Genomic DNA, 16,319 nt, shown 5'->3' with positions numbered 1-16,319 from the left:
TGCTATAATCGGGAATGAAATGTGAGGTTTAAGAATTATGAATGTGTCATCAGCACTTTATATGATTTCGGGCTGCCTCGTGACGCTCGGACTCATGCTCGGACTTATGCCGGCACTCATCGACTACCTGCATCGAATCAAATTCGGGCAGACGGAGCGCGGGGAAGGGCTGGAGTCCCATAAAAAGAAAAACGGGACGCCAACGATGGGCGGACTCGCGTTTATTCTCGTTCCGACGCTCGTCTTTCTTCTTCTTTCCTTGTGCACGCCGTTCAAACTGTTGGACATGAACACGGGAATCATTTTGCTGGCGTACGTCGGGTACGGGTTGATTGGTTTTATTGACGACTATATCATTGTGGTCAAGAAGGACAATGAGGGCTTGAAGCCCGCGGTGAAATTCGCGATGCAGTCCGTTTTGGCTGTCGTGTTTTTCCTGTTGTACCGCTCGACCGCCTCGACTGGCGTCTGGATCCCGATTTTGGATCAAACGATCGACTTAGGCGTGTGGTACTTTTTCTTGGTATTCATCATGTTCACCGCGGAAACGAACGCGGTCAATTTCACCGATGGCGTGGACGGGCTTTGCGCCGGGCAAATGGTCATCGCCCTCGTTCCGTTTTTGGCGTTCGCCTTTTTTCAGCAGCAAGCCAATGTCGGCTTTTTGATCGGGCTCGTGATTTGCGCCTTGCTTGGCTACCTGGTGTTCAACTTGCATCCGGCCAAAATTTTTATGGGCGACACCGGCAGTCTGGCTTTGGGCGGCTTGATCGCGGCCGTGGCCATGGTGCTGAAGCAGGAAATCCTGCTCATTCTCATCGGCGCGGTGTTCGTGGCGGAAGTTTTGAGCGTGATCATTCAAGTCACCCATTACAAACGGACGAAAAAACGGATCTTCCGGATGGCGCCGCTGCACCATCATTACGAAAAGGGCGGCTGGCCGGAAGAAAAAGTCGTTCGCAATTTTTGGATCGCGGGCATCGTCTGCGCGTTGCTCGGTTTATGGTTAGGAGTGATGTAAAATGGAAAAAGCATTGGTCATTGGCGCGGCCCGCAGCGGAAAAGCGGCCGCGAAGCTTTTGCGAAAAGCAGGATACGACGTCGTGTTGACGGACATGAAAGCTATCGACCGGCAAGGACTGGAAGGCATTCAAGTATTCGACGAAGGGCATCCGGATTCTTTAAAAGACGACGAATACGCCTTGATCGTGAAAAACCCGGGCATTCCTTACACGGCGCCGTTCGTGCGTTATTTCGTGGAGCGGGGAAATCCGATCTATACGGAAATTGAAACGGCGTATCGTCTGGCGCCAGGCTTTCGATATGGCGCGATCACAGGAACGGATGGCAAGACGACCGTGACGACGCTGCTGTTCGAAATGCTGAAAAAGAAGGACCAGGCCGCGCAGGTGGCCGGAAATATCGGCGTGCCGCTCAGCGAAATCGTTTTGGAACACGGTCACGAAAATCTGGATGTGGCGCTGGAGCTGTCGAATTTTCAGTTGCTGGGTACCGAACGCTTTCATCCTGTCGTGTCCACGGTGACAAATTTGGCGCCGGATCATTTGGATTACATGGATTCCCTGGCGTCGTATTATCGCTCGAAGATGAAGATTTACGCCAACTGCCAGTCGGACGACTGGTTCATCCGCAATGTGGACGATCCGGAAATCATGCGTTACGCTTGCGACATTCCTTGCACGGTGATCGACTTTTCCTTGACGCGAACCGACGTGGACTTGTATAAAGCCAACGGGGCGGCCTGGCTTGGCGACTTGAAGCTGTTCGACGTGGCGGATCTTAAAATCGTGGGCGACTTCAACTGCGGCAACGCGATGATGGCGGCCTGCATGGCGTACAAGCTAGGCGTGTCTATCGCCGACATTCAAGAAGTCATTCGCTCGTTTCATGGCGTGGAGCATCGAATCGAGTTCGTGCGTGAATGGAACGGGGTGCGCATTTACAACGACACGAAGGCGACCAACACCCACGCGGCGTGCGCGGCGCTTTCGGCGTTCGATCAAAACGTGATTTTGCTTTGCGGAGGCAAAGACAAGCACATCTCGTTTGAGGATTTGAAGCAATACGACGACAAAGTAAAGCACTGTTTTTCGTTTGGGGAAACGAAAGCGCGTTTTCAGGATGTTTTTTCGCGACAAACAAGTGTCGAGACGATGGAGGAGGCGTTTGGCCAGGCTATCCAAATCGCCGAGCCGGGCGATGTGATTTTACTGTCGCCAGCCTGCTCGTCGTTTGACCAGTTTAAAAACTATGAGGTGCGAGGGGAGATATTTAAGGGGATCGTTCAGGCGTTTGGAAAGGATTGATCGAGACGATGCGTATCTTTTTTGACTTTCTCCAGGCCATCGTTCTGGGACTGGTCCAGGGAATTACGGAGTGGCTGCCGATTAGCGCGAAAGCCCATCTGCTTTTGCTGCAAAGTAGCTGGCCGCTCCATCCCGAATCGTTTTATGTGTTTTTTAAAGTGATTTTGCAAATTGGCTCGATCGCGGCGGTGCTGTACGTGTTTTGCCAGACTCTCAATCCGTGGTCGAAAACAAAGCGGCGGGCGGAACGGCTCAATACGTGGCGGCTGTGGGGCAACGTGTTGTGCGGCTCGCTGCCGGTTTGTGCCGGCTGGTTTTTGTGCCGCTCGCTTATCGAAACGTACTTGAACGCTTATTTTGTTTTCGCAATCACGCTGATCGCGTACGGGATCATTTTCGTGCTCATTTCGTTTCACGAGCCAAAGGTGACGATCGAGCGGCTGGATGGCATCGACTCCAAGACCGCGCTGTCGATTGGGCTGTTTCAATGCCTGGCGCTTGTACCGGGGACTTCGCGCAGCGGTGCGTCGATTTTGGGCGGTATGTATTTAGGCTGCTCCCGAGCCGTCGCGAGCCGGTTTTCCTTTTTGATCGCGGTGCCGGTCATGGTGCTGGCAGGACTGGCGGACGGGTTCGCCTATTTTCACAACGGAAACACGCTTTCGTTTTTGCAAGGTATTTTGCTGACGCTTGGCGTGGTGGTGACGTTTGTGGTGAGCGTGGTCACGATCAAATGGTTTTTGCGCTGGATCCAAAACCATACGTTTCAAGGTTTTGGATGGTATCGGATCTTTTTGGGCATCGCGATTTTAATGGTATTTTATTTGTAGGACTCCTTGGCAGGCCAAGGGTCTTTTTTTTCGACACGAAAAAAACCAGCCATCAAGCCGGCTGGATTTGTTTTTTTAAAGACCGGTACCGATTCCTGCTCGTTTCCGGAAGCCGTTTGGATTCGATCGCCTTTTGGAACGCTTTTTGCGTCGTGAACGCGTCAAACCGTCCTTGCACGAGCCAGGGCTCGATGGATTCCGGGGCGCGAAGAAGCAATTCGCAAAGCAGCCACGCCAGACCCATCTGCGTGTAATACGAGCAGACGTAGGGATGACGCAGCAATTCGAAAATCACGGGCAAATCGTCGCTTTGTTTGTAGTGGGATAGCAGCGTCGTGTACACGAAGCGTTGTTTCCAGGGATCTCCGCTTTCCATCCAGGCGTTTAAAAAGGGAACGAGATCGGCTTTGTGTTTGCGCATCCACGTTTGGCGGGCGCATACAAGATCGTTGGACGCCCAGTTGTCGTTATGGGCGAGCCACGTTTCCAAATAGGCGAGCCGGTCGTTGAACGCAAGCGGGACGTAGGCGACGAGCATGCCGTAAATCACGGTTTTCTCATAGTCGGATGGCGAAAGGGTGTCCAATGCCTGTTTGCCGTACTGTTTCGCCAAGTCGCGCGCGATCCGCTCAAGCGCGGGAGTCCGGACGCCGCGCAGCGCGACGCCGGGAACGAGCCGGCTGTGAAACGTCTTGTAGTTTGGATCGGCGGCTTGCGATAAAAGGGTGTCGAGGTCGATCATACGGTAAATCCGATTTTCTTGTACACCTTTCGAATTTTCTTGTTGGCGATGGCGGCCGCTTTTTGCGCGCCGGCTTTGAGAACCTCGTCGGCTTTTCCGCTGTCCAAAATATCGCGGTAGCGGGCTTGCAGGTCGGTTAGAAAATCAAACACGGTTTGGCCGATTTCCTTTTTGAGATCGCCGTACCCTTTGCCTTCGTAGCGTTGAACGATGGATTCGACCGGCTCACCGGATAAAACGGATTGGATCGTCAGCAAGTTGGCCAATCCAGGCTGGTTTTCCGGATCGAAGCGAATAACGCCGAGCGAATCGGTTTTGGCGGACATGATTTTTTTCCGGGCCGCAGCCGGATCGTCGAGCAGGTCGATCGTTCCTTTCGGATCGGTGGCCGATTTCGACATTTTCTTTTCCGGATCCTGCAACGAGTAGATTTTTTGTCCCACCGTGCTTGTGAGCGGCTGCGGGATGGTAAACGTGTCGGAATAGCGATGATTGAACCGTTCCGCCAAATTGCGCGTAAGCTCGACGTGTTGCTTCTGATCGACGCCGACAGGAACAAAGTCCGCGTCGTAAAGCAGGATGTCGGCGGCCATAAGCGGCGGATAGGTGAACAGGCCGGCGGTGACGCCGCTTTCGCCTTTGGCGGTTTTGTCTTTGTACTGGGTCATTCGCTGAAGCTCGCCCATGTAGGCCATGCAAGTCATGACCCAGCCAAGCTGGGCGTGGGCCGGCACGTCGCTTTGCAAAAAGATCGTGACTTTTTCCGGGTCCAGACCGCTGGCCAAATACAAGGCGATCAGATCTTTCGTGTTTTTGCGCAGATCCTTGGCCTCGATGGGCACGGTGATGGCGTGCTCGTTGGCGATGAAGATAAACATCTCGTATTCTTCCTGATATTTTTTAAACTGGCTGATCGCGCCGATGTAGTTGCCTAGATGCAGGCGACCGGTCGGTTTGATTCCGCTTAACATTCGTTTCATGTATGATTCCTCCTAGCGCTGGTCTTATTCTATCACAGCGAGCAATCATCTTTCGAAGAATAAATATTTATTTTTCTTGGATACTTTACTTTCCGTTAAATACAATGATACAATTCAAATGGGTTAGCGGGAGGATTTATGCTAATACTTTACTCATCCTCGGGCTGCGCGAGCTGCCGCAAGGCGAAGCAGTGGCTGCGGGATAATCACATTGAATTTATCGAAAAAAACATTTACACCACTTTGATGAAAGAAGATGAAATCAAATACTTGCTTTCCCGCTGTGAAAACGGGACGCAGGATATCATCTCCCTTCGTTCGAAAGTGTATCGTTCCTTGAAGAAGGATTTTAACGAGCTGTCGACCAATGAATTGATCCGCCTCATTCAAAATAACCCGTCAATCTTAAAGCGGCCGATCATTTTATCGAAAAACAACATGGTCGTCGGGTTTGACGACGAGGAGATCACGTCGTTCACTCCGCATCATATCCGGCTGCGGCTGGAAGATCGTTGTCCGGTTTCCTGCGCGAATTTGGATATTTGCCGGGACGTTCGAAAGAACGAATCAAAGGAATCGCTTGTACTCGACATTACATAAAGCATCGAAAGATGCTTTTTTTTTAATTTTTGTGGTATCAAATCACATAATGTGTTATACTCCTTATGATGTAAACGGTTACAAAATTTGAGGGAGGAAATGTAATGGAAAAAAAGTATGTCTACCTTTTTAACGAAGGCGATGCGAACATGCGCAATCTCCTTGGCGGAAAAGGAGCGAACCTGGCGGAAATGAGCAAATTGGGAATGCCGGTTCCAAACGGGTTCACGATCACGACGGAAGCCTGCAACAAGTATTATGAAGACGACGAAGTAATCAACGATGAAATCAAGGCGCAGATCATGGAATATCTGGCGAAACTGGAAGAGGAAACCGGAAAGAAGTTCGGGGACGCGGAAAACCCGCTGCTCGTATCGGTTCGTTCCGGTGCCCGGGCGAGCATGCCGGGGATGATGGACACGATCTTGAACTTGGGAATCAACGACGTCGTGGCGGAAACGATCGCGGAAAAAAGTGGAAATCCGCGGTTCGCGTACGATTCGTACCGCCGCTTCATCCAGATGTTCGCGGACGTCGTCAAAGGCCTTTCGAAAAAGCGCTTTGAGGAAATCATCGACGAGTTGAAAGCGGAACGCGGCATCAAGGACGATTTGGAGCTGACCGCCGACGATATGAAGACGCTGGTGGAGCGTTTTAAGGAATTTTACCGCACGGGACTTGGAGAAGACTTCCCGACGGATCCAAAACAGCAGATGATGGAAGCCATCGAGGCCGTGTTCCGTTCCTGGAACAACGACCGGGCGATTTACTATCGCCGCATGAACGACATCCCGGGCGACTGGGGAACGGCTGTCAACGTGCAGATGATGGTTTTTGGAAACATGGGCGAGGATTGCGGAACGGGTGTCGCTTTCACCCGCAACCCGGCGACTGGCGAAAACAAGCTGTATGGCGAGTTTTTGATGAACGCGCAAGGCGAGGACGTCGTGGCGGGTGTACGGACACCGAAGAAAATCGACCAGCTGAAGGAAGTGTCGCCGACAGCATACGACCAGTTTGTCGATATTTGCTCGAAACTTGAAAATCACTACAAAAACATGCAGGACATGGAATTTACGATCGAAAACGGAAAATTGTTCATGCTCCAGACCCGTAATGGAAAACGGACCGCGCAAGCTGCTTTGAAAATCGCCTGCGACATGGTGGACGAAGGGCTGATCAACACGGACGAAGCGCTGATGATGGTGGAGCCGCAGCAGCTGGATTCGCTGCTTCATCCAATGTTCGACGCAGACGCCCTGGCGGCGGCCGAGGCGGTGACTTCCGCGCTTCCTGCTTCGCCAGGCGCCGGATCCGGTCAAATCGTTTTCTCGGCGGAAGAAGCGAAAGAGGAAGCGGAAAAAGGAAAGAAAGTCATTCTTGTCCGTCTGGAAACCTCGCCGGAAGACATTGAAGGCATGGCGGTTTCCCAAGGTATTTTAACGGTGCGCGGCGGCATGACGAGTCACGCGGCCGTGGTGGCGCGCGGCATGGGCGCTTGCTGTGTATCGGGCGCGGGCGACATTGAAATGCACGACGACGAAGGCTATTTCGTGATTGGCGATAAAAAATTCAACCGCGGCGACTGGATTTCGATCGACGGTTCGACCGGAAACGTGTATGGCGAGGCGATCAAGACTGTGCCGGCTACGATTTCGGGCGACTTCGAACGATTCATGAAGTGGGCGGACGACCGTCGTCGTCTGAAGATCCGCACGAACGCGGATACGCCACGCGACGCGGCGCAGGCGGTTGCGTTTGGCGCCGAGGGCATCGGTCTTGTGCGTACCGAGCACATGTTCTTCGAAGGCGACAAGATCAAGGCAATCCGAGAAATGATCGTGGCGAAAACCGACGATCAAATGAAGGCGGCGCTTGACAAACTAGAGCCGATGCAGCAAAAAGACTTCGAAGGCATTTACGAGGCGATGGAAGGACGTCCGGTGACGATTCGCTACCTGGATCCACCTCTGCACGAGTTCGTGCCAACCAACCCGGATGACATCAAAGAGCTCGCTCGCGAAATGAACATTGGCGAAGACGAGTTGAATCAGGTTATTTCGAACTTGCACGAAGTCAATCCGATGATGGGCCACCGTGGTTCCCGTCTGGCGGTTTCCAACCCGGGTATCGCGAAAATGCAGACGGCGGCGGTCATCAAAGCGGCGCTCAACGTCAACAAGGCGCATCCGGAATGGAACATCGTGCCGGAAATCATGCTGCCGTTGATTGGTGATTTAGCTGAATTAAAATACGTGAAGAAAATCGTGACGACAACGGCGGACGAGATTATCAAGGAAGCCGGTTCGGATATGAAATACCACGTTGGTACGATGATCGAAGTACCGCGCGCGGCGCTTTTGGCGGACGAGATCGCCAAGGAAGCGGAATTCTTCTCCTTTGGAACGAACGACTTGACGCAGTTGACGTTCGGCTTCTCGCGTGACGATGCCGGCAAGTTCCTGCCTCAGTACTATTCGGCGAAAATTTATGAAAACGATCCGTTTGCCCGTCTGGATCAAAACGGCGTCGGCAAGCTCGTGGAAATGGCAGCCAACCTTGGTCGTCAAACGCGTCCGGATATCAAACTGGGCGTTTGCGGCGAACATGGCGGCGACCCGGCTTCGATTCACTTTGTCGACAAAATGGGCTTGAACTATGTTTCGTGCTCGCCTTACCGGGTTCCAATCGCCCGTCTGGCCGCGGCGCAGGCGACGATCGAAAACGAGAAATAACATTCACTTGAATGGGAAAAGCATATCCAATGGTGGTATGCTTTTTTTATCAAACACGAAAAACAGGAGAAATCAATGAAAAAGAAAGTCTATATCGTTCGTCATGGACAAACGCTTTTTAATAAAAAAAACAAGATCCAAGGGTGGTGCGACTCGCCTTTGACGCCGCTTGGCCACGCCCAGGCACGCGCCACGAAAGCTTATTTTGAAAAGCGGGGAATCCAGTTTGACAAAGCGTGCTGCTCGACGCTGCACCGCACGGAGGAAACACTCAAAGACATCACGTCGATGCCGTATTCGCGCAACGAGGATTTGAAAGAGTTCCACTACGGGGATTTGGAAGGGGAAAGCACAGATCTTGGCTGCAAGAAAGGCGACGACTTGAACACGTTTTATGTGGCGCATGGCGGCGAGTCGCCAAAAGAGGTGGAAGACCGGGTTGAGAGGGCGATCCGGCATCTCGTGGAGGAAGACGACGCCCAAAGCATTTTGATCGTCGCGCACGGTTCCAATTCGTTTCGATTCGCGAACCGGGTCGAACCCAAACGGGCGCGGAAAATGCGAAAGTTCGCCAACTGCGTCATCTATGAATACGAATACGAAGACGGGACGTTTCATTTGCTCGATGTGATTGACGAGCATGTGAAAGACATCAAAGATCCGATAGAAAAAAAATCCCGATGATCTAGTCGATCGTCGGGAACAAAGTCGAAGGAACGCGAGCCGAATGCCAGCTCTTGGAGATGACGTTCGAATCCGGATCTTCATACGCTTCCTCGAAATATTCAAAAAACTCGCCGGGAGAAACGATGCCGTGACTGACAGGGATGTCAAGCCCGATCTGGTTCAGCATCGCGGAATCAAAGTTGGAACAGTTGTTGCCAAGCAGCGAATACCACGCCCAGCGGGTTTTTGTGTACTTGCGAAAGAGGGCGCACGTTCGGTACCAAAGCCGGTTCGCGTACACGTGCTCGAAATCTTGGAAGTCGACCGGTCCATGCGCCCATTCCGCTTTTTGCAAGGCGCAATGCCATGGCTTCGACTGCGCCAGAATGCTGTCTTTCATCGCTTCGAACGCCTCTTTTTGTTTCCCGGTCAGCCGGATCCCGTATTCAAAAAGCGGACACTGCTCGACGATGCAGCAGTTGTTGGCGTAAATTTCGTCGTTGACGGAAAAAAACACGCCGGGACCAATCGTTTTCAAAAGCTTCATCGCCGGCACGTCGTAGTTGCCATACGAATACATGATCGAATCTCTTGAAAACGTCATATGGCCGTACAGCTTGGTTCCGTACGTTCCGGTATGGATCCATACGCGCAAATCGGGTTGCTCGTCAGTTTTTCTCGCGTCAAAATGCGTCGCTTTGTTTTCCATGCGCCGCGTGACAAGAAAGCCAATCACAAAGCTTGGCAAAACGCCGACGATCCACGCCGGCAGGCACATCCACGGGCGCAGGGCGGCATAGCGAACGTTGTAAGGATGGCGAAAAAAATACAGTTCCAGCACGAGCTGGAGCGCTTGCAGCCAAAGATACAAGCCGAACAAGTTCTGGATGTACGCCAGACCGAACGCGCCCGAGGCGGATAGCGCCGCGTACAACAGTCCAAGCGCAGTTTCCGCTTTCCAGTCCTGGACGCGCTCTTTTCCATCCAAAAACGCCTGGATGAGAAAAACGATGGCGATGATCGCGTAATAGACGCAAAACAACACTTGCAAAATCGAGTCGTCGTGGTTCCAGCCTACGAGCACCCAGACAAAAAAGAGCAGGCAAAGCAATCCGCCTACGCCGTCGAGGCTTCGCTTTTTACGAACCGCGTCCACAAGAAAGAAAAATCCGGAAAACGCGCCCAGCCAGCCCATCGTTCGAATCAACAAGAAAGCCGACGATTGAGGCGCAAGGATAGCTATCAGGCCAAGAACGCCAAACAAGGCGGCCGTCAGCCATTGTACTTTTTGAATTGTTTTCATAAACGTATTGAAGCACAGTTGTGGAAAAAAATCCTTTCGCATGATCAAGCTTGTTTTCATACAGGCGGACGAAAAAAAAGGAAGCGGAAAAAGAAAACGCTTTTCGCTTCCGGATGCTAGATGGACTTCGCCATCCAGATGTGAGGGACGCCTTCGTCCTCGTCCTCGACACCAAGCGACGAGAATCCGAATTTCTCATACATGGCCTGGAGCCGTTTTTGGGCGTGGAGCTGAATTTGGCTTCCGCCCTCCTTTTTAATGGCGCGCTCGGTCTGGCGGATCAGCGCTTTGGCAAGGCCCTGGCCGCGGTGCGACTTCACGATCGCCAAACGCCCGATGGCGAACGTGTTCTGGTCGATCCGGTAATACCGCGTCGTCCCGACAGGGACGCGGTCGACAAACGCCACAAGGTGTCTGGAACGCTCGTCCAACGCGTCAAACTCGTCCCGAAATCCTTGCTCCTTGATGAACACTTCGGTGCGAATCGCGATGGACTCGGCGCGCAGACGCGCGTCGTGGCGGAAAACCACTTCGTTGTCCATGGTTTATTCCTCGGTGATTTGGATCGTCTCGATAACGGGCTGCTCGTCTTTGGCGATCGTGCCGTTGTTGTCGAGCGGCTTGGCGTCGCTAGCGATCTTGTCCACGACGTCCATGCCTTTTACAACGTGGCCAAACGCGGCGTAGTCACCATCCAAAAACGGATCGTCGGCGTCGCAAATGAAAAACTGGCTGCTGGCGCTGTTGGGATCGCTGGAGCGGGCCATCGAGATCGTGCCGCGCTCGTGGGCGAGTTTGTTGTCGACGCCGTTAGACTGGAACTCGCCTTGAATCGTTTTCTCGGAGCCTCCGGTTCCGTCGCCGTTGGGATCGCCGCCCTGGATCATGAACCCTTTCATAATGCGATGGAACGTCAAGTTGTCGTAAAAGCCGTCGTTGGCCAGCTCAATGAAATTTTGGCACGTCAACGGCGCCTCTTTCGGGTCAAGCGCCACCTGGATCGTTCCGTAGTCTTTGACGACGATGTCGGCCAAATACGTTTTGGACGTGTCGATGGTCGCCGTTTCGGTTTGCGTGTTTTGGCGGTGCCAAAAGAAATAGCCCGCGATCAAAACGACGACGACCGCCGCGATGATTCCGACAATCGGTTTTTGCTGTTTTGTTTTCATAGTATCATCCTTTCGTTGGAATTATAGCACAATAAATTACACGGATTGTTTTCTTTTTGATGATTTCTAAGCGGTTTCCAATTATAATAAAAGCAGATGGAGGAATAAGAAATTATGGCTTTTAGAAAGGATTTTTTATGGGGTGGCGCTGTGGCCGCTCACCAGCTTGAAGGAGGCTGGCAGGAAGGCGGAAAGGGAATCTCGGTCGCGGACGTCATGACCGCCGGGACCCGGGATGTGCCTCGCCGCGTGACGGATGGCGTTTTGGAAGGAGAAAACTATCCAAACCACGAGGCGATCGACTTTTACCACCACTACAAAGGCGACATCGAATTGTTTGGCGAGATGGGATTCAAGGCGTTCCGGACTTCGATCGCCTGGACGCGGATCTTCCCGAACGGAGACGAGGAAGAACCAAACGAGGAAGGCTTGAAATACTACGACGACATGTTCGACGAGTGCCGCAAGCACGGCATTGAGCCGGTCATCACGCTTTCCCACTTTGAAATGCCTTGGGGCATCGTGAAGAAATACAACGGATTCGCGGACAAGCGCGTCATCGACTTGTTTGTCAAATTCGCCCGCGTATGCTTCGAGCGCTACAAAGACAAAGTCAAATACTGGATGACGTTCAACGAAATCAACAACCAGACTTCGTGGAACAGCGCGCATCACTTGATTCAGGACAGCGGCATCCTCGTCAAGGAAGGCGACAATATGGAACAGCTCATGTACCAGGCCGCCATCAACGAGCTGGTCGCCAGCGCCAGAGCGGTGAAAGCCGCCCATGAAATCGACCCGGACATGATGGTTGGCTGTATGATCGCGTTCTGTCCGATCTATCCATATTCGTGCAAACCGGCCGATATTATGAAAGCGTACAACGCGATGAACACGCGCTATTGGTTTGGCGACGTGCACTGCACCGGCGTCGTGCCGACAATGATCCGCAAGTTGTGGGAGCGCGACGGCATCCAGATCGACTTGAGCGAAGAGGAGCAAAAAGACTTGCTCGAAGGTACGGTGGACTATGTTGGCTTCTCGTACTACATGTCTTTCGCGACCAAAGACCAAAAAGAGGATCCGGCTTACGATTATCACGAGTGGGAGGATCTTGTCGCGAACGACCATGTGGCGGCCAGCGAATGGGGATGGCAAATTGATCCAACCGGTTTGCGCTACGCCCTCAACTGGCAATGGGACCGCTGGCATAAGCCAATGATGATCGTGGAAAACGGATTTGGCGCGGTCGACGTGGTCGAGGAAGACGGTTCCATCAACGACGACTACCGAATCGACTATTTGCGCAACCATATCGCGGCTATGAAGGAAGCGGTCGACTACGAAGGCGTGGATTTGCTCGGCTACACGATGTGGGCGCCAATCGACATCGTTTCCGCCTCGACTGGCGAAATGAAGAAACGGTACGGCTTCATTTATGTCGACAAGGACAACGACGGCAACGGAACGCTGGAGCGCAGCCGCAAAAAATCGTTTGGCTGGTACAAACACGTCATTGAAACGAACGGGGAAGAACTGTAGGAAAAACAAAAAGTCCGGGCGACCGGACTTTTTCGAATAGAAAGGAACGATATGATCAAAATACGATCCGGACTGGCGTATCCTGACTCCGTTTGTGAACTTTTCGAAGAGTACACGCAGATGCTCGTCGCCAACGATCCGGCGTTCCAGACTTACCTAGGCGGAACGGGAGCATCTGGATGAAAAATACGACGCGCCCGACGGGGCGTTATTGCTTGCTACTGTCGATGGGGATGTGGCGGGCTGTGTCGCCTTGCGGCGTCTGGACGCGAAGCGCTGCGAAATGAAACGTCTGTATGTGCGGCCGGCTTTTCAAAAGCGGCATCTTGGCCGCCGGCTTGTCGAGGAAATCGTGTCGCAGGCGAAAACCATGGGCTACGAGTCGATGTGGCTGGACACGCTGCCGTTTTTACAAGGTGCGCTCCACCTGTATGAGCGTTGCGGATTCGAGCCGGCCTCGCGCTACAACGACAGTCCGCTGGACACCTCCATTTTTTTGTGGATGGATTTAAAAAAGGAAAACAAAGGAGAAACGAACATGAAAGTCGAAATGAAATTAAAGGAAATGGGGATCGAGCTTCCAGAGATGGCGGCGCCCAAAGGAAGCTACATTCCGGTGAGTCGAACGGGAAACCTGCTGTTTTTGAGCGGACAGTTGCCAACCCAAAACAACGCGCTCATTTACGAGGGACATGTCGGCAGCGACGTGACGCTCGAGCAGGCGCAGGAAGCCGCCCGCCTTTGCATGATCAACGCGCTGGCCGCCATCAAGGCGACAATCGGCGATTTGGATCAAATCAAAAAAATCGTCAAGGTCCAAAGCTTTGTGAACAGCGCGCCGGGCTTCGTGTCGCAGCACGTCGTGACCAATGGCGCGAGCGACTTTTTAGGCGAGGCCCTTGGCGAAAAAGGGAAGCATGCCCGCACAGCGGTGGCGGTGCCGGAACTGCCGCTTGGCTCGCCGATCGAAATCGAGATGATCGTCGAAGTCGAGTAAAATGAAAGATGCTCTCGCCGCGCTGGAGCTGGCGCGTCAAATCGGGATGCCACAGGACGTTCTTCTTGCGCTACAAGTCCAAAGCGAAACGCTGGAGCTGGCCGCGCTCGAACCTCTTTTGAGCGCGTTAGGCGATCCGGCACAAAACCGGCAGGCGTATGTCGGACTGAAAACGGCGCTTGGCGAAGACGCGGATGGATGGAAAATGCTTTGGTGCCAGCTCGTATGCGCAAGCCGTCAACGCAAACGGTATGAAACGGGTGCGATATACGTCGAAACGATGAAGGCATTCTCCCGTTTTGTGAACGAGTGCCGGCGTCGCACCGGGAAATACCGGTTTGACCGGGGATGGTGGACGTGGCGGCAGGTGAGCGGTCGCGTCGTCCGGCTTGGCGCGCTTGAATATGAAAAACGGACGAGGGAAGGTCAGAAAGTGATCGACATCCACATTCCTTCGGACGCGTCGCTTGTACCCGAAAGGGTCGACGCCTCGCTGAAAGAGGCCAGACGTTATTTTGACGATTCGGCGAAGATTCCATGGACGTGCGATTCGTGGCTGCTTTCGCCCGCGCTGCGTCCGCTTTTGCCCAAAAACTCGAATATCCGCGCGTTTCAGGACCGGTTTGCTATTTTGGCGACCGACAAAACCGACGACGAGTTTATCGAATGGCTGTATCAAAGGCCGGTCGATACGCCGATTCACTCGCTTCCCGAGCAAACGACCCTTCAACGCGCGGTTAAATGTTTTCTTATCCAAGGTGGAAAAATCGGAAGCGCTCTTGGCGTCTTGTGTTAACCCGCTTTGGGCGAAAACGGTTGGTTCGTCATCAAAAGTCCGCAAAAAAGCGGGCTTTTTTTGCGGGTTGGAAAACAAAATTTATTATAATAAAACACAGGAAGTGATAATATGATGACAAAACCACAAGACTCTAAAGCGATCCAATATTTGGGCTGGGCCGCGACCTTTATGTCAGTCGTGATGTACGTATCGTACATCGCCCAGATCCAGGACAATTTAGCCGGCCATAAAGGCACGTTCATCCAGCCTTTGGCGGCGTGCCTGAACTGCGTCCTTTGGACTTTGTACGGCCTCTTCAGCAAGCCGAAAAACTGGCCGATCGTGGCCGCCAACGTACCCGGCATCGTGCTTGGTTTTTTAGCGACCATCACGGCGTTGTAAACGATAAACCTATAGTTGATTTTTTCAAGGCGGACTTGTCGAAGCCCTCACTCGACAGCGGTTTTCTTTCTTTTTACAATAAAGAAAAAGGAGAAAGACCATGGAAATTGGAGAAATCATACGGGAAAACCGGAAAAAGAAAGGAATCACGCAGGAACAGCTCGGTCTGGCGCTGCATGTGAGCGCCCAGGCCGTCAACAAGTGGGAAAACGGCAAAAGTTTTCCGGACATCACCTTGCTGCCCGGTCTGGCCCGGCAGCTTGGCGTCGATATGAACGATCTTTTCGGTTTTCACGATTCGCTGTCCGAATCGGACATGGACGCGTGGCTTGAACAGCTTCAGACGCTCCTTCAACGGGATGGCGTCAAGGCGGCGTATGACAAGGCGAGGGAACTGTTTCGGCAATATCCCGACAGTGTGGAAATGATGGCATGCGTCGCGTTCCTCATGGAAAACGGCTTGCGTCTGGCGGCAGATGATTTCAACGGCCGGCAGGAAATCGAGAATCAAATTTTGGCTTGGTATGAAAAAAGCGCTCAAAGCAAAAATCAGGCCGTCGCCCACACCTCGGCGATGCAAGTCGCTCGCAAAAAGCTGGAGCGAGGCGAATGGAAAGAGGCGGAGCGCTGGATCCATACGCTGCCGGTTGTGACTGTCGACCGATCCGAACTGGAAATCGCCTCCCTTCAAAAACAAGGGAAAACGAAAGAGGCCTGCGCCGCGCTTTCGGAAAAAGCGCTGAACGACGCGTTGCGTCTTGTCGCGCATTGGATGGGACTGGCCGACGCGCTTGAGCGGGACAAAAAAACGAACCGGGCCATCCGCGTGTTGCAAGTCGTGGACTCCCTCGTCCAGACGCTCGGATTGTATCCGGCGGTCAGCGACCACGCGCGGCTTCGGATGGCGCTGATGGAAAAAGACAAAAAGAACAGCCTTTTTTGGATCGAAACGACTTTAAACGCCCCGGACACCCGGTACGAGCTCGTTTTGGATCCGCTTTTCGAGGACGTTCGAAACAGGCCGGATCCCGCTTTGTTGAACCGGCAAAACAAAATCGGGCTGACTCAAAAAATGGAAACAGATCCGGCGTACGCCTTTTTGCGTGACGATCCCGTGTGGAAGGAAAAAATAAAAAAAGCCAAACGTTAAAAGCGATGTAAAAAAGAGAAAGCGGGGTTCTTTCTCTTTTTTAATGCAAGTCGCTTTGATTTTTGGTGGCGTACGAGGCCAAATAGTCCGCCTTGACT

Annotated in this window: 17 protein-coding genes; 12 read left to right on the top strand and 5 right to left on the bottom strand. The window is 52.8% G+C overall.

Translation table 11 applies throughout. The features are described 5' to 3' along the window. Positions 1-37: 37 nt before the first annotated feature. From mraY to ABNS49_RS01300, 3 genes are read left to right on the top strand one after another with little or no spacing between them, the layout of a single operon-like run. A complete protein-coding gene (gene mraY / locus ABNS49_RS01310) occupies positions 38-1,021 on the top strand; it encodes a phospho-N-acetylmuramoyl-pentapeptide-transferase (protein WP_135979306.1) in 984 nt (327 codons plus the stop codon). A gap of 1 nt (position 1,022) precedes the next feature. Further along, the gene (gene murD, locus ABNS49_RS01305; RefSeq protein ID WP_135979305.1) at positions 1,023-2,327 is read left to right on the top strand and encodes a UDP-N-acetylmuramoyl-L-alanine--D-glutamate ligase; all 1,305 of its coding nucleotides are present in this window, start codon (positions 1,023-1,025) and stop codon (positions 2,325-2,327) included. An 8-nt stretch (positions 2,328-2,335) separates the two neighbouring features. Further along, positions 2,336-3,157 (top strand): undecaprenyl-diphosphate phosphatase, encoded by an 822-nt coding sequence (locus ABNS49_RS01300; RefSeq protein ID WP_135979304.1) that lies wholly within the window; start codon positions 2,336-2,338, stop codon positions 3,155-3,157. A gap of 52 nt (positions 3,158-3,209) precedes the next feature. Here the strand turns inward: ABNS49_RS01300 and ABNS49_RS01295 are convergent, their stop codons facing one another. Together ABNS49_RS01295 and trpS are read right to left on the bottom strand one after the other, a co-directional pair. Next, entirely contained in the window at positions 3,210-3,899 is a 690-nt protein-coding gene (locus ABNS49_RS01295; RefSeq protein WP_135979303.1) for a DNA alkylation repair protein, read from the bottom strand. Next, the gene (gene trpS, locus ABNS49_RS01290; protein ID WP_135979302.1) at positions 3,896-4,879 is read right to left on the bottom strand and encodes a tryptophan--tRNA ligase; all 984 of its coding nucleotides are present in this window, start codon (positions 4,877-4,879) and stop codon (positions 3,896-3,898) included. Before trpS ends, ABNS49_RS01295 begins: the two co-directional genes overlap by 4 nt. Positions 4,880-5,017: 138 nt before the next feature. Here trpS and ABNS49_RS01285 point away from each other — a divergent pair, with 138 nt between their 5' ends. From ABNS49_RS01285 to ABNS49_RS01275, 3 genes are all read left to right on the top strand, one after another. Beyond that, positions 5,018-5,479, top strand: coding sequence for a Spx/MgsR family RNA polymerase-binding regulatory protein (locus ABNS49_RS01285; RefSeq protein WP_135979301.1), 462 nt, complete (start codon positions 5,018-5,020; stop codon positions 5,477-5,479). 104 nt (positions 5,480-5,583) lie between these two features. Beyond that, positions 5,584-8,214: a pyruvate, phosphate dikinase gene (gene ppdK, locus ABNS49_RS01280; protein ID WP_135979300.1), complete on the top strand. Its 2,631-nt coding sequence runs from the start codon at positions 5,584-5,586 to the stop codon at positions 8,212-8,214. A 75-nt stretch (positions 8,215-8,289) separates the two neighbouring features. After that, positions 8,290-8,898, top strand: coding sequence for a histidine phosphatase family protein (locus ABNS49_RS01275; RefSeq protein ID WP_289108278.1), 609 nt, complete (start codon positions 8,290-8,292; stop codon positions 8,896-8,898). A gap of 1 nt (position 8,899) precedes the next feature. On the opposite strand, the gene ABNS49_RS01270 is transcribed toward ABNS49_RS01275, so the two are convergent. From ABNS49_RS01270 to ABNS49_RS01260, 3 genes are all read right to left on the bottom strand, one after another. Continuing rightward, positions 8,900-10,183, bottom strand: a complete 1,284-nt coding sequence (locus tag ABNS49_RS01270) for a DUF308 domain-containing protein (protein ID WP_289108277.1) — start codon at positions 10,181-10,183, stop codon at positions 8,900-8,902. Between the two features lie 116 nt (positions 10,184-10,299). Then, complete coding sequence (locus ABNS49_RS01265; protein ID WP_135979297.1) at positions 10,300-10,725, bottom strand: GNAT family N-acetyltransferase; 426 nt, start codon at positions 10,723-10,725, stop codon at positions 10,300-10,302. Positions 10,726-10,728: 3 nt separating this feature from the next. After that, positions 10,729-11,352 carry a peptidylprolyl isomerase gene (locus ABNS49_RS01260; protein WP_135979296.1) on the bottom strand — a complete coding sequence of 208 codons (624 nt, stop codon included), beginning with the start codon at positions 11,350-11,352 and terminating at the stop codon, positions 10,729-10,731. Positions 11,353-11,466: 114 nt separating this feature from the next. Here ABNS49_RS01260 and ABNS49_RS01255 point away from each other — a divergent pair, with 114 nt between their 5' ends. The 6 genes from ABNS49_RS01255 (at position 11,467) to ABNS49_RS01230 (ending at position 16,221) form a co-directional block, all read left to right on the top strand. Next, positions 11,467-12,894 (top strand): 6-phospho-beta-glucosidase, encoded by a 1,428-nt coding sequence (locus ABNS49_RS01255; RefSeq protein WP_289108276.1) that lies wholly within the window; start codon positions 11,467-11,469, stop codon positions 12,892-12,894. Positions 12,895-12,945: 51 nt separating this feature from the next. Further along, the gene (locus tag ABNS49_RS01250) at positions 12,946-13,077 is read left to right on the top strand and encodes a hypothetical protein (protein ID WP_289108275.1); all 132 of its coding nucleotides are present in this window, start codon (positions 12,946-12,948) and stop codon (positions 13,075-13,077) included. 28 nt (positions 13,078-13,105) lie between these two features. After that, entirely contained in the window at positions 13,106-13,891 is a 786-nt protein-coding gene (locus ABNS49_RS01245) for an Atu1372/SO_1960 family protein (RefSeq protein WP_289108274.1), read from the top strand. 1 nt (position 13,892) lies between these two features. Next, the gene (locus ABNS49_RS01240; RefSeq protein ID WP_288343056.1) at positions 13,893-14,687 is read left to right on the top strand and encodes an acyltransferase domain-containing protein; all 795 of its coding nucleotides are present in this window, start codon (positions 13,893-13,895) and stop codon (positions 14,685-14,687) included. A 111-nt stretch (positions 14,688-14,798) separates the two neighbouring features. After that, positions 14,799-15,071 carry a SemiSWEET family transporter gene (locus tag ABNS49_RS01235; RefSeq protein ID WP_277820727.1) on the top strand — a complete coding sequence of 91 codons (273 nt, stop codon included), beginning with the start codon at positions 14,799-14,801 and terminating at the stop codon, positions 15,069-15,071. 100 nt (positions 15,072-15,171) lie between these two features. Further along, the gene (locus ABNS49_RS01230) at positions 15,172-16,221 is read left to right on the top strand and encodes a helix-turn-helix transcriptional regulator (RefSeq protein WP_348687709.1); all 1,050 of its coding nucleotides are present in this window, start codon (positions 15,172-15,174) and stop codon (positions 16,219-16,221) included. The last annotated feature ends 98 nt before the right edge of the window (positions 16,222-16,319 follow it).

It is taken from the genome of uncultured Dubosiella sp., assembly GCF_964018005.1.
Taxonomy (GTDB): domain Bacteria; phylum Bacillota_I; class Bacilli_A; order Erysipelotrichales; family Erysipelotrichaceae; genus Dubosiella; species Dubosiella muris.
This window is presented reverse-complemented; position numbering and strand designations above follow the sequence as displayed.